This is a genomic window from Bacteroides sp. LFL-34, assembly GCF_027257075.1.
GTDB classification, from domain to species: Bacteria; Bacteroidota; Bacteroidia; order Bacteroidales; family Bacteroidaceae; genus Bacteroides; species Bacteroides ovatus.
In genome coordinates, this window is sequence record NZ_JAPQKZ010000023.1 from 18,143 (window position 1) to 43,852 (window position 25,710).

At 44.6% G+C, this 25,710-nt stretch carries 28 protein-coding genes and 4 pseudogenes; 25 read left to right on the forward strand and 7 right to left on the reverse strand.

Annotated features, from left to right (window positions below):
• Positions 1–357: 357 nt before the first annotated feature.
• Positions 358–1,197: a hypothetical protein gene (locus N5O98_RS14695; RefSeq protein ID WP_004309905.1), complete on the forward strand. Its 840-nt coding sequence runs from the start codon at positions 358–360 to the stop codon at positions 1,195–1,197.
• 303 nt (positions 1,198–1,500) lie between these two features.
• On the opposite strand, the gene N5O98_RS14700 is transcribed toward N5O98_RS14695, so the two are convergent.
• Positions 1,501–1,656, reverse strand: coding sequence for a hypothetical protein (locus N5O98_RS14700; protein ID WP_004309904.1), 156 nt, complete (start codon positions 1,654–1,656; stop codon positions 1,501–1,503).
• Between the two features lie 1,491 nt (positions 1,657–3,147).
• Positions 3,148–3,687, reverse strand: a complete 540-nt coding sequence (gene yfcE / locus N5O98_RS14705; RefSeq protein WP_004309903.1) for a phosphodiesterase — start codon at positions 3,685–3,687, stop codon at positions 3,148–3,150.
• Between the two features lie 285 nt (positions 3,688–3,972).
• Here yfcE and N5O98_RS14710 point away from each other — a divergent pair, with 285 nt between their 5' ends.
• The 24 genes and pseudogenes from N5O98_RS14710 (at position 3,973) to N5O98_RS14825 (ending at position 22,841) form a co-directional block, all read left to right on the forward strand.
• Positions 3,973–4,908, forward strand: a complete 936-nt coding sequence (locus tag N5O98_RS14710) for an amidoligase family protein (protein WP_004309902.1) — start codon at positions 3,973–3,975, stop codon at positions 4,906–4,908.
• Positions 4,905–5,132, forward strand: coding sequence for a hypothetical protein (locus N5O98_RS14715; RefSeq protein WP_004309901.1), 228 nt, complete (start codon positions 4,905–4,907; stop codon positions 5,130–5,132). Before N5O98_RS14710 ends, N5O98_RS14715 begins: the two co-directional genes overlap by 4 nt.
• A 250-nt stretch (positions 5,133–5,382) precedes the next feature.
• Positions 5,383–6,162, forward strand: coding sequence for a ParA family protein (locus N5O98_RS14720; RefSeq protein ID WP_004309900.1), 780 nt, complete (start codon positions 5,383–5,385; stop codon positions 6,160–6,162).
• 11 nt (positions 6,163–6,173) lie between these two features.
• Complete coding sequence (locus N5O98_RS14725; protein ID WP_004309899.1) at positions 6,174–6,587, forward strand: DUF3408 domain-containing protein; 414 nt, start codon at positions 6,174–6,176, stop codon at positions 6,585–6,587.
• 4 nt (positions 6,588–6,591) lie between these two features.
• Positions 6,592–7,344, forward strand: a complete 753-nt coding sequence (locus N5O98_RS14730) for a hypothetical protein (RefSeq protein WP_118161461.1) — start codon at positions 6,592–6,594, stop codon at positions 7,342–7,344.
• A 451-nt stretch (positions 7,345–7,795) separates the two neighbouring features.
• Positions 7,796–8,062, forward strand: a complete 267-nt coding sequence (locus N5O98_RS14735; protein WP_029425492.1) for a DUF4134 domain-containing protein — start codon at positions 7,796–7,798, stop codon at positions 8,060–8,062.
• Positions 8,063–8,073: 11 nt separating this feature from the next.
• Complete coding sequence (locus N5O98_RS14740; RefSeq protein WP_004309896.1) at positions 8,074–8,424, forward strand: DUF4133 domain-containing protein; 351 nt, start codon at positions 8,074–8,076, stop codon at positions 8,422–8,424.
• Positions 8,387–9,925 (forward strand): annotated as a pseudogene (locus N5O98_RS14745) (TraG family conjugative transposon ATPase); the annotation flags it as partial. The gene N5O98_RS14740 and the pseudogene N5O98_RS14745, both read left to right, overlap by 38 nt.
• Positions 9,926–10,006: 81 nt before the next feature.
• Positions 10,007–10,507 carry a hypothetical protein gene (locus N5O98_RS14750; RefSeq protein ID WP_007851780.1) on the forward strand — a complete coding sequence of 167 codons (501 nt, stop codon included), beginning with the start codon at positions 10,007–10,009 and terminating at the stop codon, positions 10,505–10,507.
• Positions 10,508–10,514: 7 nt separating this feature from the next.
• A complete protein-coding gene (locus N5O98_RS14755; protein ID WP_004310327.1) occupies positions 10,515–12,323 on the forward strand; it encodes a reverse transcriptase/maturase family protein in 1,809 nt (602 codons plus the stop codon).
• Between the two features lie 115 nt (positions 12,324–12,438).
• Positions 12,439–12,993, forward strand: a pseudogene (locus N5O98_RS14760) (TraG family conjugative transposon ATPase); the annotation flags it as partial.
• A gap of 546 nt (positions 12,994–13,539) precedes the next feature.
• A complete protein-coding gene (locus tag N5O98_RS14765) occupies positions 13,540–15,351 on the forward strand; it encodes a reverse transcriptase/maturase family protein (protein WP_032855781.1) in 1,812 nt (603 codons plus the stop codon).
• Positions 15,352–15,452: 101 nt separating this feature from the next.
• A pseudogene (locus N5O98_RS14770) lies at positions 15,453–15,887 on the forward strand (TraG/VirB4 family ATPase); the annotation flags it as partial.
• Between the two features lie 20 nt (positions 15,888–15,907).
• The gene (locus N5O98_RS14775; RefSeq protein ID WP_004318720.1) at positions 15,908–16,540 is read left to right on the forward strand and encodes a DUF4141 domain-containing protein; all 633 of its coding nucleotides are present in this window, start codon (positions 15,908–15,910) and stop codon (positions 16,538–16,540) included.
• A gap of 24 nt (positions 16,541–16,564) precedes the next feature.
• A complete protein-coding gene (gene traJ, locus N5O98_RS14780; protein ID WP_004308042.1) occupies positions 16,565–17,584 on the forward strand; it encodes a conjugative transposon protein TraJ in 1,020 nt (339 codons plus the stop codon).
• A gap of 21 nt (positions 17,585–17,605) precedes the next feature.
• A pseudogene (gene traK / locus N5O98_RS14785) lies at positions 17,606–18,229 on the forward strand (conjugative transposon protein TraK).
• 12 nt (positions 18,230–18,241) lie between these two features.
• Positions 18,242–18,502 carry a hypothetical protein gene (locus N5O98_RS14790; RefSeq protein ID WP_004318726.1) on the forward strand — a complete coding sequence of 87 codons (261 nt, stop codon included), beginning with the start codon at positions 18,242–18,244 and terminating at the stop codon, positions 18,500–18,502.
• Positions 18,502–18,690: a hypothetical protein gene (locus N5O98_RS14795; RefSeq protein WP_004308045.1), complete on the forward strand. Its 189-nt coding sequence runs from the start codon at positions 18,502–18,504 to the stop codon at positions 18,688–18,690. Before N5O98_RS14790 ends, N5O98_RS14795 begins: the two co-directional genes overlap by 1 nt.
• A complete protein-coding gene (gene traM, locus N5O98_RS14800) occupies positions 18,691–19,809 on the forward strand; it encodes a conjugative transposon protein TraM (protein WP_072067469.1) in 1,119 nt (372 codons plus the stop codon). It abuts the gene before it with no gap.
• Between the two features lie 33 nt (positions 19,810–19,842).
• Complete coding sequence (traN, locus tag N5O98_RS14805; protein WP_004308047.1) at positions 19,843–20,742, forward strand: conjugative transposon protein TraN; 900 nt, start codon at positions 19,843–19,845, stop codon at positions 20,740–20,742.
• A gap of 2 nt (positions 20,743–20,744) precedes the next feature.
• Positions 20,745–21,329 (forward strand): conjugal transfer protein TraO, encoded by a 585-nt coding sequence (locus tag N5O98_RS14810; protein WP_004308048.1) that lies wholly within the window; start codon positions 20,745–20,747, stop codon positions 21,327–21,329.
• 10 nt (positions 21,330–21,339) lie between these two features.
• The gene (locus tag N5O98_RS14815; protein WP_004308049.1) at positions 21,340–21,828 is read left to right on the forward strand and encodes a hypothetical protein; all 489 of its coding nucleotides are present in this window, start codon (positions 21,340–21,342) and stop codon (positions 21,826–21,828) included.
• Between the two features lie 51 nt (positions 21,829–21,879).
• The gene (locus N5O98_RS14820) at positions 21,880–22,344 is read left to right on the forward strand and encodes a TraQ conjugal transfer family protein (protein ID WP_004308050.1); all 465 of its coding nucleotides are present in this window, start codon (positions 21,880–21,882) and stop codon (positions 22,342–22,344) included.
• 11 nt (positions 22,345–22,355) lie between these two features.
• Positions 22,356–22,841 carry a hypothetical protein gene (locus N5O98_RS14825; RefSeq protein ID WP_118161463.1) on the forward strand — a complete coding sequence of 162 codons (486 nt, stop codon included), beginning with the start codon at positions 22,356–22,358 and terminating at the stop codon, positions 22,839–22,841.
• Positions 22,842–22,919: 78 nt separating this feature from the next.
• On the opposite strand, the gene N5O98_RS14830 is transcribed toward N5O98_RS14825, so the two are convergent.
• The 5 genes from N5O98_RS14830 to N5O98_RS14845 all read right to left on the reverse strand — a co-directional run bounded on the left by N5O98_RS14830 (position 22,920) and on the right by N5O98_RS14845 (position 25,587).
• Positions 22,920–23,693 carry a phage antirepressor KilAC domain-containing protein gene (locus N5O98_RS14830; RefSeq protein WP_004308051.1) on the reverse strand — a complete coding sequence of 258 codons (774 nt, stop codon included), beginning with the start codon at positions 23,691–23,693 and terminating at the stop codon, positions 22,920–22,922.
• A 48-nt stretch (positions 23,694–23,741) separates the two neighbouring features.
• Positions 23,742–24,167 (reverse strand): hypothetical protein, encoded by a 426-nt coding sequence (locus tag N5O98_RS27500; protein WP_132061476.1) that lies wholly within the window; start codon positions 24,165–24,167, stop codon positions 23,742–23,744.
• A complete protein-coding gene (locus tag N5O98_RS14835; protein WP_080558381.1) occupies positions 24,055–24,807 on the reverse strand; it encodes a DNA cytosine methyltransferase in 753 nt (250 codons plus the stop codon). Before N5O98_RS14835 ends, N5O98_RS27500 begins: the two co-directional genes overlap by 113 nt.
• 99 nt (positions 24,808–24,906) lie before the next feature.
• Positions 24,907–25,254, reverse strand: coding sequence for a hypothetical protein (locus N5O98_RS14840; RefSeq protein ID WP_004313787.1), 348 nt, complete (start codon positions 25,252–25,254; stop codon positions 24,907–24,909).
• A 12-nt stretch (positions 25,255–25,266) separates the two neighbouring features.
• Entirely contained in the window at positions 25,267–25,587 is a 321-nt protein-coding gene (locus N5O98_RS14845; protein WP_004308054.1) for a helix-turn-helix domain-containing protein, read from the reverse strand.
• Positions 25,588–25,710: the final 123 nt, after the last annotated feature.

Consider the following 25,710-nt stretch of genomic DNA (forward strand, 5'->3'; position numbering starts at 1 on the left):
TATAATACATATATAAATTTATTTGTTAGATTTAAAGTTTTTTTTTATAACTGTAAAATACAGATTTAGCCTTATATTTACAATATGATATTATTGATTTTATCTAGTAAAAAAGCTTTTGCATTATAAGGACATTCAATTCTTCTTCCAGAATTGTAGTATATGTTTTATAATCATACCAATAAGATAAAAAAGATAATGGTCAAAATAAAGCTCTCAAAACAAAATACTTGTTGTTCAATTATCTTATAATAGTAAAAATGAATTTGTTGATTCCGCAAAAGAGTTTGTATCAGATGTTGAGGTTTCAACAATATTAAATATTACTTTTATTTATAGTAACTAATTTGCATTAATATGAGAAAGGTATTTATTCTTTTGTTTATTTCTTTAGCATTGTTATCCTGTCAAAAAGAGGAAAACAATAGAAAAACAGAGTATCAAGTATTAACAAGTAAGGACGCATCCAAACCGTTTAGCTGTCTTGGAGAGAAACGTATTATTACGATTACGATTATAAAAAAAACATTAATAGATGATGTTTTAAGTTCAGAGGTTCCGATTATTCCCAGGGATGTTTCGGTAGAATTTGATAAAACTCTTTTTTCTGATATAGAAACAAAAGTGGAGGGCGATCAGGTAGTATTAAATATAACCTCAAATATTAATAAAGAAGATAAAATTTTGAATGCTGATTTACAGATTTCTTACTCTACTATTAATGGCATAAAAGTAGAAAAAATTCCACTAATTATAGATAAAGGAAAGTTGACATTTGTGTATAAAATCCATTCGGAACAGAATCCTTTTATTCTACCAGCTGAAGGTGGTAGATTTGAGTCACCTTTTACTTGTAAAAAACAGACATATTTGAATGGCCAGTTTATAGAGGAAACTTATTCATCATTAAACGGATTGAGATTTAAAACGATAAGTAGTGGTAATGTCTGGTTCCTTACAGTCAGAAAAGACGGAGAAAAAATTGGTTTTTACAAATTTTCTTTTGTGGGAGAAGGACCATATAACCAAAAAACAGATCCAGAGTGCTATTTTAACATATATACCCATGATGCAGATTTAATTACAGATAATCCTACAGAAATATTCAGACAAGATTTTATACAACCCCAGACCCCGGGTGAGGATTATTATAAACCTTCCCGGTCCTCTTATAAACATGGCACTTTTGACTTTTAACGTATTCAGTATTAACCTTAATTATATTAATTATAAAACAGTATACACGTTTGTTGATTTTGACAATTATGTTTTTAACTTCATATTTCGATGACAGAGAAGTAATGAAACAAGAATCTTCGCCACCATCTTTAGTAAAAAAAACTCGGCTTATCGTAACTAGTGTATATTCACTACTTTCTATATACTAATGCACTTCTTAATGTAGGTTATGTAGTAATTCATTATTTGAAAGCTGATAAAATATTTTTTTTTGAATATTTTATCAGCTTTGTATATTGCATAATATGATATAAATGAGATTTATTTTTGCTGCCTCTTGGCACGCAGCATTTCTGCCGCCTTCATTTCCGTCCAACGCTCGAAGTCCTCCACCTCTTTCCTTATTTTCCGTATCAGTTTCCTGTCCCTGTTCCACTCGAAGCAGTTCTCCAGTATGTCAAGCACCTTAGCGTCCATTCCCCCGTCACAGACAGCTTCCCCAACAAAACCCGTTAAATCATTGTGTTAATATATATTTCATGTATCTTTGCGGCATAGATATCTGTTGTGAAACAGGAATCTGCTTATATTATTCTTGCTTGTGACAAGCCGGAATCTTATAACTTAGTACAAAATAAAAAAATAAAAGAGGAGAGCTTCCGTTCTATGGAGCTCCTCTCACTTTTTATCTCTAGTGCCCGACTGCCTTTTATCTTTCTACTTTCCCAAAAGGAGTATCCTTCCCGCCAGCATACAGCACAGCGAAAACAGTATAGCCACTAAATTCTTCTCATTTGTGCAACCCCTTCTGTATTCATCTTCCAACCTTGTATATCGCTACCGAGATAGAAAATGGACAGATGCACAGCTGGTACGTCAATTATCAATACCAATATATACCAGTTCATACGTTCTCCCCAATAAAAAGATCCCCTAATTTATTTCTAGTTCACAGTCCAAATTTATACTTTCCTGTAAAATACAGGATATAGTCAAGTCTTCAAAGTTTTTCCCCTAAAGACACAGAAATATTACAAAAATCAATTATCACATTATATCTTATTTCTGATGATACAAAAGGAGATGGCAATCTATTTTTTAATTCTTTAGATGACATAAAGAATGCCTTTAAAATTAATTATTCAGAATCTAATTTGGGACTTCCTATTTTTTGTAAGGGATATTACAAAAAACAATTCCGTTTTTACTTTAACTATAAGTTCTGGTAGGGACCATCCAAACATGTTACCAGACCAACAAGACCAAGGGGAAGAGTTTAGAAGGATGTATTACAGCTACTAAAGATGATAAATGCCAAAACCAAATTCATTGCAATTGGAATTGGGGTAACAGTTATTTTTTATTTTTAGTTCAATCAAGCCGGGAAGAATGATTAATAATAAAAGAATCAAGTCTTTAAAGGAAGATATCAATAAATAACTCTTGCAACATGCAGTTTCTTTCTGGCTGAATTTGCGACTCTGGAGCTATATTCTGAGGAACGGTTTGGCGGCGGAATATGCCGTTAAACCGTCCGGTTTTCGTTAAACGAAAACACAACTTGCTGTCCCCTCTACGGGGACAACGTTTTTAAGTAGAACTGTAGATTGCCCCGACTGGTGCCTCCCTCCCGATGGCAACCTCTCCCGATTTCGGTCTGCTTCTTCAGGAAAGTTGGCGTTTTTTACCAATATTCCGGAGGCGGAATAGGCTGTAGCTTCCTGTAATAGTAGAGCATTCTACGATTATCCGACACATCAGATGGCTTCTTTTTCGTGATAATTGAATATTCAGAGAACTGAATATTTTGATAATCGGATAATCCGAATACTATTATATCTGTAGTCTCTTGGAATGTTACACAGTGACAACTGAATAATTGGCGTTTTGGATATTGCTATATTTGTATAATGGATAAGCAATTATAAAAGGCTACAATTATAATAGGCTGTTATTATACATTCCCCATCAGAGAGAAAGTTCCTTGAGCCTGCTGCCGTCCAGCCGGTGAACGGATACCGTACCGTCACAGTAAATAGCGAATGTTGGCATGTTCCCGTCCTTCGGGAAAGTGATGGAGCCGGTATTGCAGACCGCTGTATGCTCAGTCCGTTCAAGTTTCCACCGGTGGGTGTGACCATAAAAAAGACAATCGAACCTTCCCTTCGGCAGTCTGTCCTCATTGTAGATATGTCCGTGGGTGAGAAAGAAACGTTTTCCATTATCCACCAACAGGGTGTAATCGGACAGGATGGGAAAGTCCAGCAGCATCTGGTCCACCTCCGAATCACAGTTTCCACGGATGGCGACAATCTCACCGGCCATCGCATTGAGACGTTCTGCGATCCCTTTCGGGTCAAGTCCTTGAGGTATCCCGTTCCGGGGACCATAATTCAGGATATCTCCCAAAATACAAAGCATTCCGCATTGCTGCTCCCTGTAAAATGCCAGCACTTGTTCCAGTGCCGGTAACGAGCCATGTATGTCGGACACAATCAGGTATTTCATCATAATCTATTCGTTACGGGTTAAGTTTTCAATGCACAAAAATAAGCATAATTATCTAATCTCCCTAACCGGGGAAACGATGAGAAAAAAAGACAGGTTCCCTGAACTGTAGATTGCTGTATTGCTGTCCTTGTAGATTGCTGCAATGTTATAATCGGATACATAAAATAAGGGTATTTAGCCTTAGCTAAACTAAGCTAACAGTCTGACAATAAGGCTTCTAATACTATGACATGTGGGTTTATTATGCTACCTTAGTGGTATAATAATAAAGGATAAAAAGCTATGAACGAACAAGTTAGAAATATCTTAGAACAGAGTACCACCAAGACGAGCAAGATTGAGCAGCTGCTCCGTCTGGGCCTGATGCGCAGGGAAATTGCCGATTTGGTGACACGTGGCAACTATGGTTTTGTATATAATGTTGAGAAGAAAATGCTTGAAAGAGAAGGTGGAGTCTTGCTGAACAGGGCAGCAACCACCCTGATGGATTACACCTTCACCCACAAGTTCGGTATTGAGATTGAAGCCTATAACTGTAATATGGAAAGACTGGCACGCGAATTGAGGGAGGCCGGTATCCATGTTGCCGTTGAGGGTTATAACCACACGACCAAGGATCATTGGAAGCTGGTGACGGACAGCAGCCTGCAGGGAAATAATACTTTCGAGCTGGTCAGCCCGATACTGGTGGGTGAGAATGGCCTGAAAGAGCTGGAAACGGTATGCTGGGTGCTTGACATCTGTAATGCAAAAGTGAATGACAGTTGCGGGTTCCATGTCCATATGGATGCGGCTGGTTTCAATCTGGACACCTGGAAGAATCTGACTTTGACCTACAAGCATCTCGAACACCTGATTGATGCCTTTATGCCAAGGACACGCCGGAACAATACCTACTGCAAAACCCTCTCCGGTGTTTCCGACGAGAGAATCAAATCGGTAAGGACGATAGACGGCCTGCGGGAGGTCTTTAATAATGACCGATACCACAAGGTCAATTTTGAGGCTTATTCTAGGCACCGGACCGTTGAGTTCCGCCAGCATTCCGGTACGACCAATTTCACAAAGATGGAGAATTGGATCCGGTTCTTGAACGGATTAATTACCTTTGCGAAAAGATCCAGCCTTCCCAGCCGGATGACATTGGAGGAGTTACCCTTCCTGGACGGGAAACAGAAATTATTTTTTAAACTTAGAACTAAAAAGTTAGCGGTATGATACAGACTTATCATTTGCTGGATGGCGGTCAGATAACCGCCGCCAGCCCGGAAGAGTTCGTCCGGCTGCTCCGTGAGGGGAGCCGGTTCGACTATGATTGCACGGATCAGGAGTATATGGAGAACTTTGCCCGGCGTTACGGGGAGCTGCATGGCGTGTCAGTTGCCACCGATACCCCTGAACATTTCCTGACGGACTTGCAAGCCGCCGGTTACGTCCGGTAACCGGTATCGCTCCTTTATTATTAGTCCCTGCTTCAAAGATGAGGCAGGGATTTTTCTTTTTTCATTGCAACCTTTCCTGTCTGCCTGACGGCGTTTCCTCCTGTCAATTCCTGACTATCCATGACTATCCGTGACAGGGTATTTCATCTTTTCCCGGCATTCCTTTCTTTTGCAGTGTAGAACGATATACAATTATAAGCATTACAGTTTTACAGCATTATATTTTTATCTGATTATATAAAGAAAGCGTATGAAAAAAGAACCGTTATTAATTGCCTTTGCCAGCCAGAAAGGAGGAGTCGGAAAGTCTGCCTTCACAGTTCTGGTGGCCAGTATCCTTCACTACCAGAAAGGTTTGAAGGTGGGTGTCGTGGATTGCGACTCCCCCCAGCACAGCATCTCCCGGATGCGTGACCGGGACATAGAAAGCGTGCAGGAAAGTGATTTTCTCAAAGTGGTCCTCTACCGGCAGCATGAACAAATCCGGAAACGTTCCTATCCGGTAATCAAAAGCAATCCGGAGAAAGCGATAGAAGACCTGTACCGCTACATCGAAGAGCAGGATGCCGTCTTTGATGTCGTACTGTTCGACCTTCCGGGAACCCTCCGCAGCGAAGGGGTTGTCCATACCATTTCCGCAATAGATTACATTTTCATCCCCCTAAAGGCCGATAATGTCGTCATGCAGAGTTCCCTCCAGTTTGCCGAGGTGGTGGAGGAAGAACTGATTGCCAGGCACAACTGTAACCTGAAAGGCATCTATCTTTTCTGGAACATGGTCGACAAGCGTGAACGGACAGAAAGCTACGAGTCCTGGAACCGTGTCATACAAAAAGCGGAGTTACACCTGCTGGAGTCACGGATACCGGATACCAAACGCTATAACAAGGAGTTGAGCTCCCTGAAGAACAGTATCTTCCGTTCCACACTGTTCCCTCCCGACAACCGCCAGATAAAAGGTTCGGGTCTCTGTGAACTGATAGAGGAGTTATGTGCCGTAACACATCTGGATGCCTCCCATACCTTATAATAAAAGGAATTATGGACAGCGGAAAAAAGAAATTTGACCCTCGGAGCATTGATGAGAAGGCCATATTGGATATTGTCGCCAGGAAAGGGACGATACGACCGGACTCCCCTGCAACGAGTGTATCCCCTAAGCCGGAGGATACGGCAGAGGAGATTGCCGGGAGTAGCGAAGCTCCGGTCTTTACCACCGGGGAAATCGACGCTTACAGGGCATCCTTCCTGAATACGGTCAGGACCAAATCCCGTAAATCATTGCATATCGATGCCGACCTGCATCGCCGCATCTCTTCCTTGGTATGGGCGGTGGGACGTGGCGAGGTGACCGTAGCCGGTTTTGTAAACCAGGTGCTGGCACATCATTTCGAAGAGAACGGCGGATTGATAAACGCTGTGCTGGAGAAGTATTACCAATCACTAAAATCATAAGGACATGGAATACCTTTTTATTATCCTGTTCATCTATGCCTCTTACCTGAGCATTGAAAAGTATGTGCATACAGGCAGCATTTTCACATGGAGAGGCAGAAAGGACAAGAAGGAACGTCGGACTGCACCTGCCGCCATCCATCCGGCAATTGCTCCGTCTCAGGCGGGAATAATAGGCAAAAGCCGATACCAAATGCGACATTCACTGACAATAGATGACAATAGCGGACAGCCTGAATCAGGCATAGAAAAGAGTGATACCTTTACTCCCGAAAAGAAAACAGAGCCGGTTCTCCGAGTACACGAACCCCTTGATAAGAATACGAAATTCCCGGAAGTTCCGGCTCTTTTTCAAAAACTGAATTATCCTGAAATTGATTATATGCAGGAGCCCTCTCCTTCTTCCGGTGAAGAAAAAGAGGAGATTCCCGAACGCTACGAGATTACGGGATACGTACAGCGGAGCAATCCCCACCGGGCAACCGGTGTCACCTTTGACAATATGGATATGATTGAGAAAGCAATGGCATCGGACGAACTTACGGAAGCGGAACAGGAACAGGCCCGGCAGACTTTCCAAAAGCTGGAAGGCACGAACATGGAAAGGGTACTGCAGGCGAGCGTCTTGGGAAGCAGCGATAAACTGAAACGCTATATGCGTTTGTATGTAGACCGGGGTGAACCCCATTTATTGACTGGAAAGAATAGGGACGACATTCTCCGGGAATTTGATATTACGGAGCATGTGCCCCAATAAAATAGAACAAGTAAGGAATATGAGACAGTATTATGATTCCGGTTGATCCGGGTGCAGCGAGTTTTAAAACAGAATGTATAACCTAAAAAGACGAAAAAGCATGATAGATTTCTTTGACTCCGGTTGATCCGGGCAGGACGGGTTCTTGAAACGTAGTGTATAACCTGTTAAAAGGAAGATATAGATATATGAGAGGCTTCTATGATTCCGGTTGATCCTTACCCTTTACCGGAGCGAACATTAAAAGAGTGATTAACCCCTTAAAAACGGAGGTATCTATGATTGGTTACTATGACTCAGGTTGATCCTAAAAAGACATCGTGGTTGCAAGGACAAATCCGCAGGCAGGAAACTTCCTGCGGTTTGTTTGAAACAAGGTTTTTATTCACATTAAAAAATTAGATTGTATATGAAAAGACATTTTAAAAAGACGGTTGCTCTTATCGCATGAATAGCTGTTTCCACCCTGAGTGCCTATGCCGAAGGGGACGGAAGTGCCGGTATAACAAAGGCCACATCCATGCTTACCGGTTATTTTGACCCCGCCACCAAGTTGATATATGCGGCAGGGGCTATTGTGGGGCTGATAGGTGCCATTAAGGTATATTCGAAGTTCAGTAGCGGCGACCCCGACACCGGTAAAACCGCCGGGAGCTGGTTTGGAGCCTGCGTCTTCCTCATCGTCGCGGCGACAGTCCTTCGTTCCTTCTTCCTGTAATATAGCAGGCTATGGAATACAATATCAACAAGGGAATCGGACGCAACGTGGAATTCAACGGCTTGCAGGCACAATACCTGTACTTTTTTGTCGGGGGCTTGCTGGCCATTTTCCTGCTGTTCGTCATCTTCTATATGATAGGTATTGACCGGTGGTTCTGTATCGGTTTCGGTGTCCTCTCCGCTTTCTCTCTGATCTTCGGGGTGTTCCACCTGAACAAGAAGTATGGTCCCAACGGCTTGATGAAGCTGGCCGCAGTCAAGTACCACCCGTCCTATATCATCAATCGCAAACGTATATCTTCCTTATTTAAAAAACGCATTCATGAGAAATATATTAAAAGCCGCAACGCTGGAAAGTAAGTTTCCAATCCTGTCCGTGGAGGAAGGGTGCATTCTCTCCAAAGACGCGGACGTGACCATCGGCTTCAAGGTCTTTCTTCCGGAGCTGTTCACGGTCACTTCCGCAGATTATGCATCCATGCACGGCACATGAACAAAGGCAGTCAAGGTACTGCCGAATTATACGATAGTACACCGCCAGGACTGGTTTCTGAAAGAAAATTACAAGGCCGACACGCAGAAAGACGGGATGAGTTTTTTGGACCGTTCTTTCGAACTTCATTTTAATGAACGGCCTTTCCTAAATCATTTCTCTTACCTGTTTATCACCAAGACGACTAAGGAACGCAGCCGCAGCCAGAGCAATTTCTCCATCCTCTGCCGGGGGAATATAATTCCGAAGGAAGTCCGGGACAAAGAAACGGTCAGCCTGTTTTTGGAGAGTGTCGACCAGTTCGAGCGCATCCTGAATGACTCGGCCTTTATCCGTCTGGAGCGGTTGACCACCGATGAGATAGTCGGCACACCGCAGCAGGCCGGATTGATTGAAAAGTATTTTTCTCTTTCGCAGCAGGACACGACCACACTGAAGGATATACAGATGAGCGCGTCGGAGATGCGCATCGGGGATGATATCCTCTGCGTACATACGCTTTCCGATGTGGATGATCTTCCCGGTTCCGTCCAGACGGATACCCGGTATGAGAAATACTCCACCGACCGCAGCGACTGCCGTCTAAGTTTTGCCGCTCCGGTGGGGCTAATGCTCTCCTGTAACCATATTTACAACCAGTTCCTGTTCATCGATGATTCGGCAGAAATCCTGCAACGCTTTGAGAAGACGGCACGCAACATGCACTCGCTTTCCAAATACAGCCGAGCCAACCAACTTAACAAGCAGTGGATTGATGCCTACCTGGACGAGGCGCATTCCTTCGGGCTGACCGCCATCCGTTGCCATTGCAATGTCATGGCATGGTCGGACAGCCGGGAGAAGCTCAAGGTGATAAAGAACGATACCGGTTCTGCTCTGGCCCTGATGGGATGCAAGCCCCGTTATAATACCATTGACGCACCTGCCTTGTATTGGGCAGGTATTCCGGGAGGCGAGGGCGATTTCCCTTCCGAGGAGTCCTTTTTCACTTTCGTCGAACAGGGAGTCTGCTTCTTTACGGAAGAGACGAACTATGCGGATTCCCTGTCGCCATTCGGTATCAAGATGGCAGACCGGACAAACGGGAAGCCCCTGCATCTGGATATTTCGGACGAACCGATGCGTCGTGGTATTACAACCAACCGTAACAAGCTGGTCATCGGGCCTTCCGGTTCGGGCAAGTCATTTTTTATGAACCATCTTGTGAGACAGTATTGGGAACAGAATACCCACATTATATTGATCGACATCGGTAACAGTTACAAGGGATTATGTGACCTGATTCACCAGCGCACAAACGGTGAGGATGGCATATATTATACGTATAGTGAAAAACATCCGATAGCTTTTAATCCATTTTTCACCGAAGGTGCGCCCATAATGGAAGCGTAGTAAATATCTCTTTAGCAAGAGATTAGGTTAGAGTTCAAATTTCATAAATGTAACAAAATGAAAAGGAAACCTACTCCCAGCCAACTTATCCTAAAGGGAAACCCGAGGGGGAGTGCAGCATGTTGGAAAAGCGATAAGTCAACAAATTGTCATGTTGCGACTGAATTGCGAGGGGGAACGATAGACACGAGGATGAAGCCTGATTGGTTGAACGATAGCTCAGTGGCAAATGAAGAAGCGATGGCGAAAGACAATTATATACGCCATACTGTGATACCTTTTCTCAGTCGTTCGGGAGAAGAGGCAAGAACTAATTACAGCACAACCGTAATAAACGGAGAAAAGAGCGAACGTCGCATCCGACAGTCTATCACGCTAATAGTTATTACGCTAACTAAATGGGGATTGCCTAAACCGAAACGCCGTAAGGCTATAGAGTTTGCTCTTGAATATTCGGCATGGCAACGGAGCTTCCATAGTAGTCCGAACAGGGGAAAGCCTTGTACATGGCGAAGGGAAGCAGTTGATAATTTTAATATAAATCAAAGGAAAACGTGAGAGACGTATGAGAAATCCAGAGAAAGTATTAAACACTTTATGTTTACACAGCAAAGTTTCGGACTATAAGTACGAAAGACTGTATCGTATCCTATTCAATGAAGATATGTTTTATGTTGCTTATCAGCGTATATACGCCAAGCAAGGTAACATGACATCAGGTGCAGATGGCAAAACAATAGACCAAATGAGCATTCAGAGAATAGAACATATTATTGAAAGTCTTAAAAATGAGACTTATCAACCCAAACCTGCAAAGAGGGTATATATTCCCAAAAAGAATGGCGGAAACCGTCCATTGGGAATACCATCTTTTGAGGATAAGTTAGTGCAAGAGGTAGCACGTATGATATTAGAAGCTATTTATGAGGGGCATTTTGAAAGCACCTCACACGGCTTCAGACCATACAAAAGTTGCCATACTGCATTAACACATATTCAACATCAGTTCACAGGAACACGTTGGTTTATAGAAGGAGACATTAAAGGTTTCTTTGATAATATAAACCACAACATACTGATAGATACTCTTCGAGAACGAATATCAGATGAACGTTTCCTAAGGTTGGTGAGAAAGTTTCTCAATGCAGGATATGTTGATAATTGGAAATATAACCGCACATACTCAGGAACACCTCAAGGTGGAATTATTAGCCCAATATTGGCTAACATCTATCTCGACAAGTTCGATAAGTACATAAACGAGTATATTGAAAGGTTCAATAAAGGTGAGAAAAAAAGACGTAATGCAGTCTACTTTCAAAAGAATACCCAAGCGGTAAATCTAAGAAAGAAACTTAAAGTAGAAACTGACCCTTGTGTAAAGGCAGAGCTAACAGAAAAAGCAAAGAAATTACAAATAGAGATGCGTAATATACCATGTAGTCATGATATGGACGAAAATTACAGAAGAATGAAGTATGTAAGATATGCAGATGACTTCATCATTGGAGTTATTGGTTCTAAAGTAGATTGCGAAAAGATTAAAGCTGACATCACGAAATACATGAGCGATGTTCTTAATCTTGAACTCTCAGCAGAGAAAACGTTGATAACCCATGCACAAGACACTGCAAAATTTCTTGGGTATGAACTCTCTGTGAGGAAATCCTATGCGATGAAACGAAATCGTAAAGGAGTTCTCCAGCGTGATTTTAATGGTAGAGTTGTGCTTACGCTGCCAATAGAGACCGTAAAGAAGAAGCTAAAAGAGTACGATGCCATAAGTTTCGAGCAAGCAAACGGCAAAGAAATCTGGAAGCCAAAATCCCGGTCACATTTAACAGCTATGCAACCACACGATATATTAGCCCAATTCAATTGGGAAATACGTGGGTTCTATAACTATTACAGTATTGCTAATAATGTATCTGCCACATGTTCTAAGTTTGGTTACATCATGGAGTACAGTATGTATCTAACACTTGCTCAAAAGCTAAGAAGTACAATAAGCAAGTTGAAGAAAAAGTACGAGACAAACAAGCAGTTTATAATCCCATACAAGGATGATAAAGGGCGACAACAGTACCGAATACTGTATGATGATGGATTTAAACGCCAAACAACAAACGCAAACACAAATTGCGACACACAACCATTTACCGTAATTGTGCCACCTCCAACATTGGTGGAGAGGCTCAAAACTAATCGTTGTGAACTCTGCGGAGTAGAAAGTCCTACTGTTATGCACCACGTCCGTACACTCAAAACTCTATCAAAGGAGTACGAATGGAACAGAATAATGCTAAACAGAAACCGAAAAACTCTCGCTGTATGTCCAAGTTGCAACGCAAAGATACAAGAACATGAAAAATAAAGTGCATTTATCAACGGAGAGCCGTATACATCGAGAGGTGTACGTACGGTTCGGGGGCAGGCTCTCGAAAACCTGTCGTAGCAATACGACAAGGCGTCGAGTGCCGAGCCTACACAAGGTCTTTGACCTGGAAAAGAAAGAGTCCATTAAAACGCTGATCATGTCGCTCTGGAAAAGGGATACGGAAGTCATTACCCGTGCCGAGGAAGTAGCACTCTCAATGGCGGTTAACCTGTTCCTTGAAAAGATAAAGGAGGACAATGAGCTGGTTCCTTCCTTTAATACTTTCTACGAGTTCGTACAGGGAGAGTTCCGTGGAATACTGGAGGAGAAGCATTACCGCGAGAAGGATTTCGATCTCACTAACTTTCTGAATGTATTGGCTCCTTATTATCGTGGTGGAGAGTACGATTATCTGCTGAACTCCGACGAGCAGCTCGACCTCTTGAACAAGCGTTTTGTGGTATTTGAAATTGACGAAATTAAGGAGCATAAAATTCTTTTTCCGGTAGTCACTGTCATCATTATGGAGGCTTTCATAAACAAAATGAGACGTTTGCATGGGGTGCGAAAGATGATAGTTGTAGAGGAGGCTTGGAAGGCAATCGCACGTGAAGGCATGGCTGACTATATAAAGTTTTTATGTGCGCCCGTAAAGGTTGCATCGTAAATATCTCTTTGGCAAGAGATTAGGAAAGTGTTCTTTGAAAATGACCTATCATCAGCCGACTTATCTGTTTCGGGAAAACTTAACCGAGCAGGGAGTGTAGCATGTCGGAAAAGTCATAAGTCAGTTAGTTACCAAACTGCGACTGAATGGCGAGATGAAAAGATAGATATGAGGATAAAGTCCGAATTGATTGAACGATAGTCCGAATGGTCCCCCTTGAGGCTATGGCGTAAGGTAACTATCAATCGCCATATCGTGATACTACTTCAGTGTATAGGAATGAAGGTAGCAAGAACTTATCACGACACAACCGCAGTAAGCGAGTAAAGGACGGAAGTCGTATCCGACAATCTATCATGCCAACAGTTACGATGTAATAAACGGGGATTACCTATCCCGAAGTGCCGAAAGGCTATTAGGTTCGACCTATGAAAATTCGGAGTGGTAACGGAGCTTCCATAGTAGTTTGAGCAAGGTAACGCCTTGTACATGGCGAAGGGAAGCAGCTAATTATTAATACAATTAACGGAAAATGTGAGAGACATTATGAGAAGTCCAGAAAGAGTATTAAACAGTCTATCAGAACACAGTAAGGATGCAAGCTATAAGTTTGAACGTCTTTACAGAATTTTGTTCAATGAGGAAATGTTCTACGTTGCCTATCAGCGTATCTACGCTAAAGAGGGTAACATGACTAAAGGTTCAGACGGTCAGACCATTGACAACATGAGCCTGAAACGAATTGAAAAGTTGATTGATACGTTAAAAGATGAAACGTACCAGCCCCAACCGTCAAAGAGGGTGTACATACCGAAGAAAAACGGTAAGAAAAGACCTCTTGGCGTGCCGACTTTCAATGACAAGTTGATACAAGAAGTAGTAAGAATGGTACTGGAAGCCATATACGAGGGAAATTTTGAATACACCTCGCATGGTTTCCGTCCCAATCGAAGCTGCCATACTGCATTAACTCATATCCAAAAGGAGTTTAATGGTGCAAAATGGTTTGTGGAGGGAGACATAAAAGGCTTCTTTGATAATATAAACCATGATGTATTGATAAACATTCTCTTGGAGCGTATTGCGGATGAACGCTTCATCCGATTGATACGCAAGTTTATGAAAGCGGGATATATCGAAGACTGGCAATTCCACAATACTTACAGTGGCACACCGCAAGGGGGTATCATCAGCCCGATATTGGCTAATATATACCTTGACAAGCTGGATAAGTATATAAAGGAATACACAGCCAAATTCGACAAAGGGAAGAAACGAAAATTCAGTAGAGAAAGTATGGACTTTGGCAATGCAAGAAAACGTATTGTGCGAAGATTGAAGTTCGTAAAAGACGAAAGGCAAAGGACAAAGCTAATCCTTGAACTGAAAGCAATAGAACAAGGACGGGCTAAATATCCCAACGGCGAAGAAATGGATGCCGATTACAGAAGAATGAAATATGCAAGATATGCAGATGATTTTCTTGTGGGAATTATCGGAAGCAAGCAGGATGCGCAACAGATAAAAGAAGATATTAAAAACTTCCTTGCTGACAGACTGGCATTGGAGCTGTCCGATGAAAAGACACTTGTCACTCACACGGAAAGACCGGCCAAGTTTCTCGGATATGAAATCACTGTAAGAAAGTCCAATGACCAAAGACGGGATAAACGGGGTAGATTGAGAAGAACCTATGGTAAAAGGGTCTGCTTGAATGTCAGTACGGAAACAGTCCGTAAAAAACTTTTCGATTGGGGAGTATTGGAACTGACAAACCGTAACGGAAAGGAAATATGGAAACCGAAATGTAAATCGGGACTGATATTCAATGACGACCTTGAAATCCTTGATAGTTATAATCGGGAAATCGTGGGGTTCTATAATTACTACTCCATAGCCAACAACTGCGCCCATGCCTTGAATAATTTCAAGTACATCATGGAATACAGCATGTACAAAACGTTTGCAGGCAAATATAAGTGCCGAACACGTAAGGTAAACAAGAAATATCGTAAGAACGGTAGGTTTATCGTAACGCACATGACTAAAACTGGTGTAAAGGAAAGATACTTTTACGACGGTGGCTTCAAACGAAAGAAGCCCACCTATAAATCGGAATGTGACATTATGCCACGAACAATTTATACTGCGGGGCGGATAAGCCTTGTTGAAAGGCTGAAAGCCCGTGAGTGTGAATTATGTGGAGCGACAGACGACCTTGTTATGCACCATGTAAGGAAACTAAAGAACTTGCAGGGAAAGGAAAGCTGGGAACGACACATGATTGCCCGTAAACGCAAGACGATTGCCGTGTGCAGGAGTTGTCACAAGAAGATACATGACGGAAAGATAGACTGAAATTAGTGGAGAGCCGGATACGCTGAGAGGTGTAAGTCCGGTTCGGGGGCGAGCATTTGGAAACCTACCATAGAAATATGATAAGGCGCTGGGTGCTTAGCCTACACAAAACGGTTAGAAAGTATTTTGGTGAGGCCGTTGTCGTCACTCAAGAACTGGACGATATTGTATCAAGTCCCATTATCAAAGACACCATTATCAACAATGCCGATTGTAAGATTCTGCTGGATCAGCGAAAGTATATTAACAAGTTTGACTCCGTACAGTCCCTGCTCGGATTGACCGACAAAGAGAAAGGGCAGATATTGTCTATCAATCAGTCCAACGATCCGGCACGGAAGTATAAGGAGGTTTGAATAGGCTTGGGAGGTGTCCGGTCCGCTGTCTATGCCACAGAAACCTCTGTCGAGGAGTATCTCACCTATACCACGGAAGAAACCGAAAAACTGGAAGTCACACAAATGACAGAGAAGCTGGGCGGCAATATGGAGCAGGCTATCCGAATGTTGGCAAGTGAGAAGAAAAAGAAAAAATAAACGATTAAAATAAAGAAGCAATGAGAAAGAGAATTATAAGCATGTTGTTTGTCCTGTCGGCCTTTATAGTACCGGCAAGCGTACAGGCACAGTGGGTGGTGTCCGATCCGGGCAACCTCGTCCAGGGTATCGTGAACAGTGTCAACGAAATAGTGGAGACCTCGGAAACGGCGCAGAATGCCCTCTCCACATGGAAGGAGACCTCAAAGATTTTCGAGCAGGGGCGTGAGTATTACGACAAGCTGCGCAAAGTGAACGACCTGATCAGCGGCAGCGAGAAAGTCAAGGAGTCCGTCCTGATGCTCGGTGATATCTCCGAGATTTACGTGAACAATTTCGGCAAGATGCTAACCGACAAGAATTTCAGCCAGCGGGAGCTGAATGCGATAGCTGCCGGTTATAACACCATCATGAAGAAGAGCAGCCGCAGCATTACCGAGCTGAAGAATATCATCAATCCCACCGGCATGTCCATGAACGACAAGGAACGCATTGACCTGGTGAACCGGGTATACAGGGAAATGACACATTACAAGGAATTGGCCAACTACTACACCCGCAAGAACCTGCATGTATCCTACCTGCGTGCCAAGGAGAAGAACGAGCAGCAACAGGTATTTGACCTGTACGGCAAGGATGAGCGTTATTGGTAGTCTACAATTTTAAAAGAATCAATTATGGTATTATTATCCATTTCATTTGAAAATATGCACCAGATTCTTCGGAATCTCTATGATACGATGACCAAACTCTGCCACCCGATGATGGACATGGCGATGGCACTCGCTGCATTAGGAGCTTTGTTCTATATCGCTTACCGTGTCTGGCAGTCGCTCTCCCGTGCGGAGCCCATCGATGTCTTTTCGATGTTACGGCCTTTTGTCCTGGGCATGTGTATCCTTTTCTTTGACGTGATGGTGCTGGGAACTCTCAACGGTATCTTTAGCCCCATCGTTCAGGGAACCGGAATGCTGCTCCGTGACCAGACCTTCGACTTGCAGAAGTACCAGCAGGAGAAGGACAAGCTCCGTGCGGACATGATGGCTAAGACGATGATGACCGGACGTGTCTTTGCTTCCAATGAGGAGCTGGATGCGGAACTGGATAACATGGGCTGGAGTGAGGAGGAGCATACGGCCTTGCAGACCATGTATGAGGTTTCGTATGCCTTCTCCCTGCAAGGTATTGTCCAGATGGTCATGCGCAAATTGCTGGAGATTCTCTTCCAGTCCGCTTCGCTGGTCATCGACACGATCCGTACCTTTTTCCTGATAGTCCTAAGCATTTTGGGACCGATAGCCTTTGCCCTGAGTGTTTTTGACGGACTGCAGAACACGCTTGTCCAATGGCTGGCACGCTATATCAGTGTCTATCTCTGGCTACCGGTGGCTGATCTCTTCGGGGCGATGCTTGCCAAGATACAGACGCTAATCCTGCAGGAAGAGATGAACCTGATGGCCGATCCGATGAGTGTCATTGACGTGGACGGTTCCTCGGCCATCTATCTGATATTCATGGTCATCGGCATTATCGGATATTTTTGTGTGCCCACTGTTTCGAACTGGATTGTCCAAGCGGGAGGTATGAGTGCCTATAACCGGAATGTCAACAATACGACATCCAAGGTGACCAATGTAGCCGGTGCTGCGGCGGGTGCTTCGACGGGAAATGTCGGTGCCGTATTATTGAAAAAGTAGAAATTGAAAAAACATAAAATTATGGAATTTAAAAGTTTTAAAAACATCGAATCCTCGTTCAGGCAGATCCGCCTGTTCACGTTGGTCTTTCTGGGTATTTGTGCCTCACTGACTACGTATGCCATCTGAAAGTCCTACCTCTTTGCTAACCAGCAACGGGAGAAAGTATATGTATTGGATCAGGGCAAGTCACTCATAGTGGCGTTATCCCAAGATGCGGCATTGAACCGTCCGGTGGAGGCCCGCGAGCATGTGCGCCGCATGCATGAACTGTTCTTTACGCTGGCTCCCGATAAGGCCGCTATCGAATCCAATATCAACCGGGCCATGTATCTGGCGGACAAGAGTCTTTATAGTTATTACCGGGATTGGAACGAGAAAGGCTATTATAATCGTCTGATCAGCGGTAATATTAACCAGACTGTCCTGGTAGACAGCATGCAGTGTGATTTCGATAACTATCCGTACCGGATCACCACCTTTGCCCGGCAGATGATTATCCGAAACAGCAATATCACCGAGCGTTCCCTGGTCACCCGTTGCTTCCTGCAGAGTACGGTCAGGTCGGATAATAATCCGCAAGGCTTCATGGCGGAACGCTTTGAGATTTTGGAAAACAGGGATATAAGGACCGTTGAACGCTAATATATTAAGGTAATGAAAAGCAGGAAGATAAAGACAGAGATCAGCGAAAAACTGAAGAACGTTTGCGAGGAGCTGTCCGAAAAAGAGCGTAAGGGAGTGCTTGTGGGCATGCTGGTTACCAGTACCGTTCTATGTGGTATCACCGTAGCACGCGCTTTCGGGCGTTTTCTCTCTCACGGCACACAAAAGGAGTTGCCGTTTGTCCATCCGGTGGACTCCCTCCACCGGGCGGATAAAGACAGTATAATGTATCACCCTAAAACCAACGAGTAATGGAAGATAAAGATTTGGAAAAGCCCGAAGCGGCAGAAGAAACGGCGGTACAGCCGGAAAACGGCAGAGCCTTGAAGGAAGAACCTGAAAAAGAGAAGAAGGTGCTCACACCGGAAGAGATGGAAAAAAGAAGGAAGTTCATTGTGATTCCGGCCTTTGTGCTGGTCTTCCTGGGAGTCATGTACTGAATATTTGCCCCCTCCGGCAAGGAAAACGAGACGGAAGCCCCCGGAAATTCAGGATTCAATGTGAACGTACCCGAACCTACCACTGCCAAACTGGTGGATAAGAAGACCGCTGCCTATGAGAAGCAACAGGCGGAAGTGGAGGAAGAAAGCCGGATGAAGTCGTTGGAGCAGCTTGCCGGGACATTAATGAACGAAGGAAAGGGGGCATCCGATACCGGTGAAAAAGAAAAGGACGGAGACCGGTTGCAACAGTCCGTTAATACCTACGAGCAAATCTCCGGGCAGTTGAATGACTTCTATGAGACTCCCAAAGAGACGGCAAACAGCGATTTGGAAAGAAAAGTAGATGAACTGAACAAAAAGCTGGAAGAGGCGGAAAAGGAGAAGAACAAGGCGGCTACCCGAGAAGAACTGATGGAGCGGTCCTACAAGATGGCGGCAAAGTATCTGAACCCGGATAAGGATACGGTCCAGGAGAAAGCTGTCGGAAAAGAACCCACGGAAACTGTTCCGGTTCAGCGGGCGGAGTATCAGACGACCTCCGGCCTTTCACAACCTGTTACGGATTCCGCCTATATCGCTTCGCTTACTGTCGAGAGGAATTACGGTTTTAATACTGCTGTCGGGAACAGCTACCAAATGGGGACGAATACCATCGCCGCCTGCATTTCGGAGAACCAGATCATTGAACAGGGAGGCAGGGTAAAACTCCGGTTGCTGCAACCTCTACAAGCCGGCAACATTACCGTTCCGGAGAACAGTCTGGTAACAGGTGCGGCGGTCATACAGGGAGAGCGTCTGGATATCCTGATCAGCAGCATCGAGTATGCCGGGAATATCATTCCTGTTCAGTTGGCGACTTACGATATAGACGGGCAGAAAGGTATTTTCGTTCCCGGATCGGAAACCCGCAATGCGGCAAAGGATGCGGCTGGAACGGTCAGCGAGAGCATGGGAAACAGCGTTTCGTTTGCACGTTCTGCCGGACAGCAGGTGGTCATGGACCTGACGCGCGGAGTCATGCAGGGCGGCACGCGGTTGATCGCCGGACGGGTTCGCGCGGTCAAGGTGACACTGAAAGCCGGATATAAGGTGCTGCTGGTCACAAAGAGACAATAACGGATTATTCACTTTAATAAAAAAGACAAGACAATGAAAATAGTTATAGCATTCTTGATGGCTGTTCTGGCCTCGGTATCCGGTTTTTCACAGGAGGAAAGGCCGGTAAATCCCGTCAGGATTCTGACGGCGGGCCAGCATATCATCCCTTATAAAATAGAGGTCACTTTTGGGAAGACGGTGCATATCCTCTTCCCTTCGGAAGTGCGCTACGTGGATTTGGGCAGTAACAATATCATCGCAGGCAAGGCTGACGGAGTCGAGAACGTGGTACGTGTCAAAGCGGCGGTGAAGGAGTTTCCGGGAGAGACGAACTTCTCCGTGATTACAGGAGACGGCTCTTTCTTTTCCTTCAATGTCGTTTATAAGGAAGAGCCTTCCACACTGAATATCAATATGGACCAGTGGATGAACCCGGACGAGGGAGAAAAGAAAGGAGGCAGCTCCATCCGTGTCACGGAACTGGGCGAGGAAGATCCGACGGTCATTGCCAGCGTGATGTACACCATCCACCGGCTGGACCGTAGGGACGTGAAGCATATCGGATGCAGGCAGTTCGGGATGCAGGCTCTTTTAAAGGGCATTTATGTGCATAAGGACCTGATCTTCTTCCATGTTTCCCTGACGAACAATTCCAATGTGCCTTTCGATGTGGATTTCGTGCGATTTAAGATAGTGGATAAGAAGATAGCCAAAAGGACGGCTCAGCAGGAAACTTATATTGAACCGGTACGCACGCTCAATGCCCTGACACGCATCGAAGGAAAGAGCACGGGACGGATCGTGTATGCCTTTCCGAAAATTGTCATTCCTGACGACAAGTTGCTGGAAGTGGAAATTTACGAGAAAGGGGGAGGCCGTCACCAGCGGTTCTATATTGAGAACAGTGACCTGGTGGACGCGCGTATTGTGAATGAATTAATCGGTGAGTAATCATGAAAAGAGTTTTATTTATTTTGTTATGCATTTGTCTGCCCTTTGTGGCAGGCAAATCTTTTGCCCAGCGTTACCTGCCGGGGCAGAAAGGTATCCAGCTTACGTTAGGCGGTGTAGACGACTTCGGTTCAAATGTGAAGCATCTGCATGGTAATTTCCAGGTCGGACTGGCTCTGAGTCGGTATAACCGGAACCATTCCCGCTGGCTGTTCGGGGCGGATTATGTGAAAAAGCACTATTCCTATAAGGATGTTGCGATCCCCAAAGCGCAGTTTACCGGGGAGGTAGGTTATTTCGTGCCGTTCATCTCGGACCGTGGTAAGAACGTGTTCTTCTCTGCCGGTCTTTCCGCTCTGGCGGGTTATGAGACGACCAACTGGAACTGCAAGCTGCTCTATGACGGGGCGACTTTAAAGAATGACGGATGCTTCATTTATGGTTTTGCCCCGGCTTTCGAGATGGAGGCGTTCCTTTCCGACAGGCTGGTTTTTCTTTTCAATGTCCGCCAGAGGATATTCTTCGGATCATCCGTGGGGAATTTCCACACGGTGGCAGCTGTCGGTGTCAAGTACATTTTCAATTAGCAGCAACAGTATGGAACAAGGCAATTGGAACGTGGATGAGATGCTTCATTGGCTGGATATGAAAATAAACCGGGAAGACCGGAACATACGTGAACAAAGCAAGAAGATGAATGAGAATTTCCTACACTTTTTCGAATGGAATGCGGAGAGCCTGTATAAGTCTCATTTTATGTCCGGGTGTTATAAGATACTCCGGCAGGCGGTGGACGGGGCAAAGGGCATGGATACGGTTTGGAATATTGTTGAGGACAACATTGCTTACTGTGAGAACAAACTGTTGAACGGTCAGGTGGATTGTAACAGTTCCAGCCGGACAACGAATGTTGCCCATTTCCTGAAGTTGGAGTGTATGCAGCAGTTAGTTAGGGATTACCGGGAATTCGCGAATATCCTTGCGCAAACGCCTCCCGAAGAGAATTTGCAACAGACGGCTAATAAAACAGAAAAGAAGAGAGAAGAGCCGCCTGAAAGAAAGATAAAAACGGGCATCAGGCGTTAGCCGACAACGGACTCAATCAAGTAAATTATTCATTTAGTAATACGTAAAATCATGAAGATGAAATTAATAATAAGTGGTATCATGCTCACATTGCTTTGCCTGCTGGGTGGCTGTGATGATAAATTGGAAGTACAGCAGGCTTATGATTTCTCGCTAACGTCCTGGTATCTCCAGAAGACCATTTCCCCGGATGAGACCGTGGAGATTCGTCTGACACTCAATCGTAGCGGAAACTATGAGGAAGCCGGCTATCAAATCGGTTATATACAGATGGAGGGTAGCGGCGAGGTGTACGACAAGAAGAAGGTCTATCTGGTGAACCGGGAGATGCAACCGTTGGATTCGATAGCGGAGTTGGATGACAGCGATCCCTGCCGCCAGGTATTCACGCTCTTCTATCATAACCGAAGCAGCAAGAATGCGGAAATTAAATTCGTGATAGCGGATAATTTCCATCAGGAAAGAGAACTGGATATATCCTTTCAGAGCGAAACTGAAACGGACATGGAACTATAAATCGGACAACAATGGATAAAAGTGATTTAAGGATCGAACAATTGCAGCAATATCTTGACAAGAAGAAAGGGGTTGTGGAAAGCGATATAAAAGAGTATAACCAGCAACTGGGAAAAAACTATCTTCATTTCTTTGACTGGCATGCCGATGACTTGTATAAGGCCTGTTATATGGATAAGAATTATAAGGCCATTCAGGAGGCGATTGATATCGCTGAAACGCCGAAGGACATTGAAGGCTATTTGAAGCGTTGTACCCTGTATATAGAAGAAGATCTCCTGAACGGTCCGCTTGTCAAGAAAAGTACCAACCCGATGTCGAATATGGCCCATTCCCTGGAGATGGAATGCAAACAGGAGTTACTGAAGGACCTCCGGTATTTAAACAGGCTTCTTCAGAGTGAGACTGTAAGTGAAAGAATAAGGCCGCAAGAAGCACCCCGACAAGAAATTGTGCCTGTGAAAGAAAAGAAGAAAACGGGACCACGGTTGAGATAGTATCAATTGAAAGCAATAAAAAAGCTACTGAATTTTTGTTTCAGTAGCTTTTTTATTTATCCCGGTCTTATATTCCGGCTATACCAGATAAGCCTCAAAAAGATAATGTATGAATAACCGGCCCTTTTCCGTCCAGACCGTCAACATGGCCGTGCCTGTTTCTCCTGTGCGGCTTTCCCATACATGGGTCCGGGTTGCTGTATAGCCTTGATTCTGGTAAGGAGCTTTGAGCAGCCACTGACCGGATTGACGGAACTGGATGCCTGCCCATCGGAGCCGCTTGTTCAACATTCCGGCAGTCATTCCCAATTCTTTCGCTATCTGTGTGGTCGTGTAGGTGCTTTGGGATTGCAGGACTTTGTCGTAATACTGAACTTTTGGGGCCTGTAGCTTGAGTTTCAGGATAGCATAGTTGTTCTCCTTCTCCAATGCTGAAATACGGCTGTCTCGCTCTTTTATACGGTTCTGTGCGAGCAATATGGCACGCGCAAGCAGTTCATTATCCGTTTCGCCATTCTTCTTAAGAAGATAGCCACCGTTCTTTAGTGTTTCGGGAACCAGTTCATCAAATATCCAGCTTTCGAATTTCTCAGCGGAAGGCAGCTTGCTACCGGCAATCAGCCGGTATACGTTTCCTTCGCTGATGTACTTGATTTTCTGGACGGCACTGCGTGTAGGGGTGTCGTAAACCACGACACCCATTGGTTTACAATGTCTTACGACGGCATCTCTCGGATTGGAGTAGCCAAGTGCGGCGGCAACATCCGAGGCGCAGAACCATATTTTCCCGTCAATTTCCAGTGTCCGGATGCGTCCGAACTCGGGATGTTCAAATATCGAAACTTTATTCATGACTGTTTAATTTATAGGTTTCTTCTATTGCTTTAAATATCTCGTAGACTACCTGGGGGACGATAGCGTTCCCGTATCCTTTAATGGATGCCTGTCTTCACCGAGAAAAGGAGATACCGTCCAATCGGGTGGAAAGCCCATCATCTCGGCTACAAACAGGGGATTGAGTTGGAAACTCTTTCCAGTCCGGGCGAAGAAATCCGGAAGGCTGTTCTTCTGTGGTATCTTTCCCCGTTTCTTCAGGTTCTCCAGTGAAGGTGCGCCTTTCCAATCCCGCGCTGTCGGTGTCGGCATCACTTGTCCTTCTGCCAGCCATTGTAGGATCGATTCTTCCAGATTGTTCCCGTCCGTGTTTTCCAGCTCAGTATTGTCCGGTATCGGTTCCGGTAGTATCCCGTAAAAGTCCAGAAAATCCGTCAGGCCGTTGGGATTCTTCTCTCCGGCTATCTGGGCATGGGGTGAGGATAAATTCATCGATTTCCATTTCCTGACTCTTTCGGCATGGTGTATCTCTGTTGCCACTGGCGTTGGCAGAAGCATCCCATGGATTATCTCCGGTAGTCCCTGCTGCCTGCTGCCCGGCCCCCTGCGCTTGTAGTCCTGTGCCGTCACGGTGGGCAATAAACCAAACTCTATCCCGTCTGTGAGGTGCACCGACGGAACAAGCCGGTATAAGTACCGGCTGGACGGAATATCCTTCGCGTTCAAGATCACGGCAAATGGTTTCAACAACATATTGCTGTCGTCTTTTAAATACAGGCTCACTCTCTCCGAATAGAGTGGATTGACTTCCCACTTCAGTCTCCTGACCGGGCTGTACCATCGTGAGGATGCCAGCAACGTTCTCACCAATGACCCAATCGGGCCTGATCTTATGTATGGCCCTGAGCATGTGAGGCCAGAGATAGCGGTTATCATCCGCTCCCTTTCTTTGGCCTGCGACGGAGAATGGTTGACAAGGAAAACCTCCTGTAAGGACATTGATTTTTCCTCTCCATTCCCTGAAATCTGTCGTTGTGACATCTGTATAACTTTTCGCATCTTTAAACCAGTAATTTAGAATGGTATTACAAAAATCGTCTATCTCGCAATGGAAGGCATTCTGCCATCCCATTCATTCGGCAGCCAGGTCTGGGGCGCCGAATCCACTAAACAGGGAAGCGTGTACCAGACGCTTCCGCTGTTTCTTGTCTTGCTCTTCTTCTTTCATTGTTTATTCATTATTTAGAGGTTCGAGGTTCATTACTTTTTTGTCGATCTTACGATAGATGCTCCCCATCTCCAGCATATTTTCCAATCGGAGCAGGTCCGTGATTTCATAGACGGTCATCCCTTTCTGTGTCGTGAAGCGGATATATCCTTTCTGTCGCTGTATCTCCACTTCTTCGGGAGTCATGTGCAGGACTTCACAGATTTCCTGCAAGGTCAGGGTAAGGCTTACTTCCTTAACTGTGTAGATGTAAGTCAGGATGTTCAGCATCTGGAGGCATTTGCGGTGTGATTTGACGAGTGCTGCGAATTTGTTTCGTTCTATGACGATTACTTTACTTTGATTTTCCATGTGAATTTTTATTTATGAGTTAATAGAATCGGATATGAAATCTTCGTTTAGACATTCTTCTCTCAGGAATTTATATACGTCAGAAGCCCAGAAGTAAATCTTGCCGCTGAGTTTGAAAAATGGGAGTTTCCCGGAATTACGCCAGCGGATCAGTGTCCGGTCGCATACTTTCAGCATCAGGCGCATATCCCGGCTGTCCAGCATTTGCTTACCGTTGAAACTGGTTACTGCTTCCAGAGCCGTTTCCAGCTTGGCAATCAGTTTTCGTTGTTCCTCAAAGTTGTCCTTTATCATTGCTTTGAGTATCTCAATATCATTTCTGTTCTCTTCCATACAATATTCCTTTGTTCTAATGGGTTATTTTTCTTTCTTCGGTTGCAAAGTTTTCAAAATTAGGCATGAAAAAATAGGGCTGACGGTAACCGCCAGCCCCACATTTTCCTTGTAACTCACTTG

Bases quoted from the DNA above. Each gene is read 5' to 3' on its own strand.
- N5O98_RS14695 (WP_004309905.1), top strand. From the start codon at position 358: ATGAGAAAGGTATTTATTCTTTTGTTTATTTCTTTAGCATTGTTATCC.
- N5O98_RS14700 (WP_004309904.1), bottom strand. From the start codon at position 1,656: ATGGACGCTAAGGTGCTTGACATACTGGAGAACTGCTTCGAGTGGAAC.
- yfcE (WP_004309903.1), bottom strand. From the start codon at position 3,687: ATGAAATACCTGATTGTGTCCGACATACATGGCTCGTTACCGGCACTG.
- N5O98_RS14710 (WP_004309902.1), top strand. From the start codon at position 3,973: ATGAACGAACAAGTTAGAAATATCTTAGAACAGAGTACCACCAAGACG.
- N5O98_RS14715 (WP_004309901.1), top strand. From the start codon at position 4,905: ATGATACAGACTTATCATTTGCTGGATGGCGGTCAGATAACCGCCGCC.
- N5O98_RS14720 (WP_004309900.1), top strand. From the start codon at position 5,383: ATGAAAAAAGAACCGTTATTAATTGCCTTTGCCAGCCAGAAAGGAGGA.
- N5O98_RS14725 (WP_004309899.1), top strand. From the start codon at position 6,174: ATGGACAGCGGAAAAAAGAAATTTGACCCTCGGAGCATTGATGAGAAG.
- N5O98_RS14730 (WP_118161461.1), top strand. From the start codon at position 6,592: ATGGAATACCTTTTTATTATCCTGTTCATCTATGCCTCTTACCTGAGC.
- N5O98_RS14740 (WP_004309896.1), top strand. From the start codon at position 8,074: ATGGAATACAATATCAACAAGGGAATCGGACGCAACGTGGAATTCAAC.
- N5O98_RS14750 (WP_007851780.1), top strand. From the start codon at position 10,007: ATGAAAAGGAAACCTACTCCCAGCCAACTTATCCTAAAGGGAAACCCG.
- N5O98_RS14755 (WP_004310327.1), top strand. From the start codon at position 10,515: ATGAGAAATCCAGAGAAAGTATTAAACACTTTATGTTTACACAGCAAA.
- N5O98_RS14765 (WP_032855781.1), top strand. From the start codon at position 13,540: ATGAGAAGTCCAGAAAGAGTATTAAACAGTCTATCAGAACACAGTAAG.
- N5O98_RS14775 (WP_004318720.1), top strand. From the start codon at position 15,908: ATGAGAAAGAGAATTATAAGCATGTTGTTTGTCCTGTCGGCCTTTATA.
- traJ (WP_004308042.1), top strand. From the start codon at position 16,565: ATGGTATTATTATCCATTTCATTTGAAAATATGCACCAGATTCTTCGG.
- N5O98_RS14790 (WP_004318726.1), top strand. From the start codon at position 18,242: ATGAAAAGCAGGAAGATAAAGACAGAGATCAGCGAAAAACTGAAGAAC.
- N5O98_RS14795 (WP_004308045.1), top strand. From the start codon at position 18,502: ATGGAAGATAAAGATTTGGAAAAGCCCGAAGCGGCAGAAGAAACGGCG.
- traN (WP_004308047.1), top strand. From the start codon at position 19,843: ATGAAAATAGTTATAGCATTCTTGATGGCTGTTCTGGCCTCGGTATCC.
- N5O98_RS14810 (WP_004308048.1), top strand. From the start codon at position 20,745: ATGAAAAGAGTTTTATTTATTTTGTTATGCATTTGTCTGCCCTTTGTG.
- N5O98_RS14815 (WP_004308049.1), top strand. From the start codon at position 21,340: ATGGAACAAGGCAATTGGAACGTGGATGAGATGCTTCATTGGCTGGAT.
- N5O98_RS14820 (WP_004308050.1), top strand. From the start codon at position 21,880: ATGAAGATGAAATTAATAATAAGTGGTATCATGCTCACATTGCTTTGC.
- N5O98_RS14825 (WP_118161463.1), top strand. From the start codon at position 22,356: ATGGATAAAAGTGATTTAAGGATCGAACAATTGCAGCAATATCTTGAC.
- N5O98_RS14830 (WP_004308051.1), bottom strand. From the start codon at position 23,693: ATGAATAAAGTTTCGATATTTGAACATCCCGAGTTCGGACGCATCCGG.
- N5O98_RS27500 (WP_132061476.1), bottom strand. From the start codon at position 24,167: ATGAATTTATCCTCACCCCATGCCCAGATAGCCGGAGAGAAGAATCCC.
- N5O98_RS14835 (WP_080558381.1), bottom strand. From the start codon at position 24,807: ATGGGATGGCAGAATGCCTTCCATTGCGAGATAGACGATTTTTGTAAT.
- N5O98_RS14840 (WP_004313787.1), bottom strand. From the start codon at position 25,254: ATGGAAAATCAAAGTAAAGTAATCGTCATAGAACGAAACAAATTCGCA.
- N5O98_RS14845 (WP_004308054.1), bottom strand. From the start codon at position 25,587: ATGGAAGAGAACAGAAATGATATTGAGATACTCAAAGCAATGATAAAG.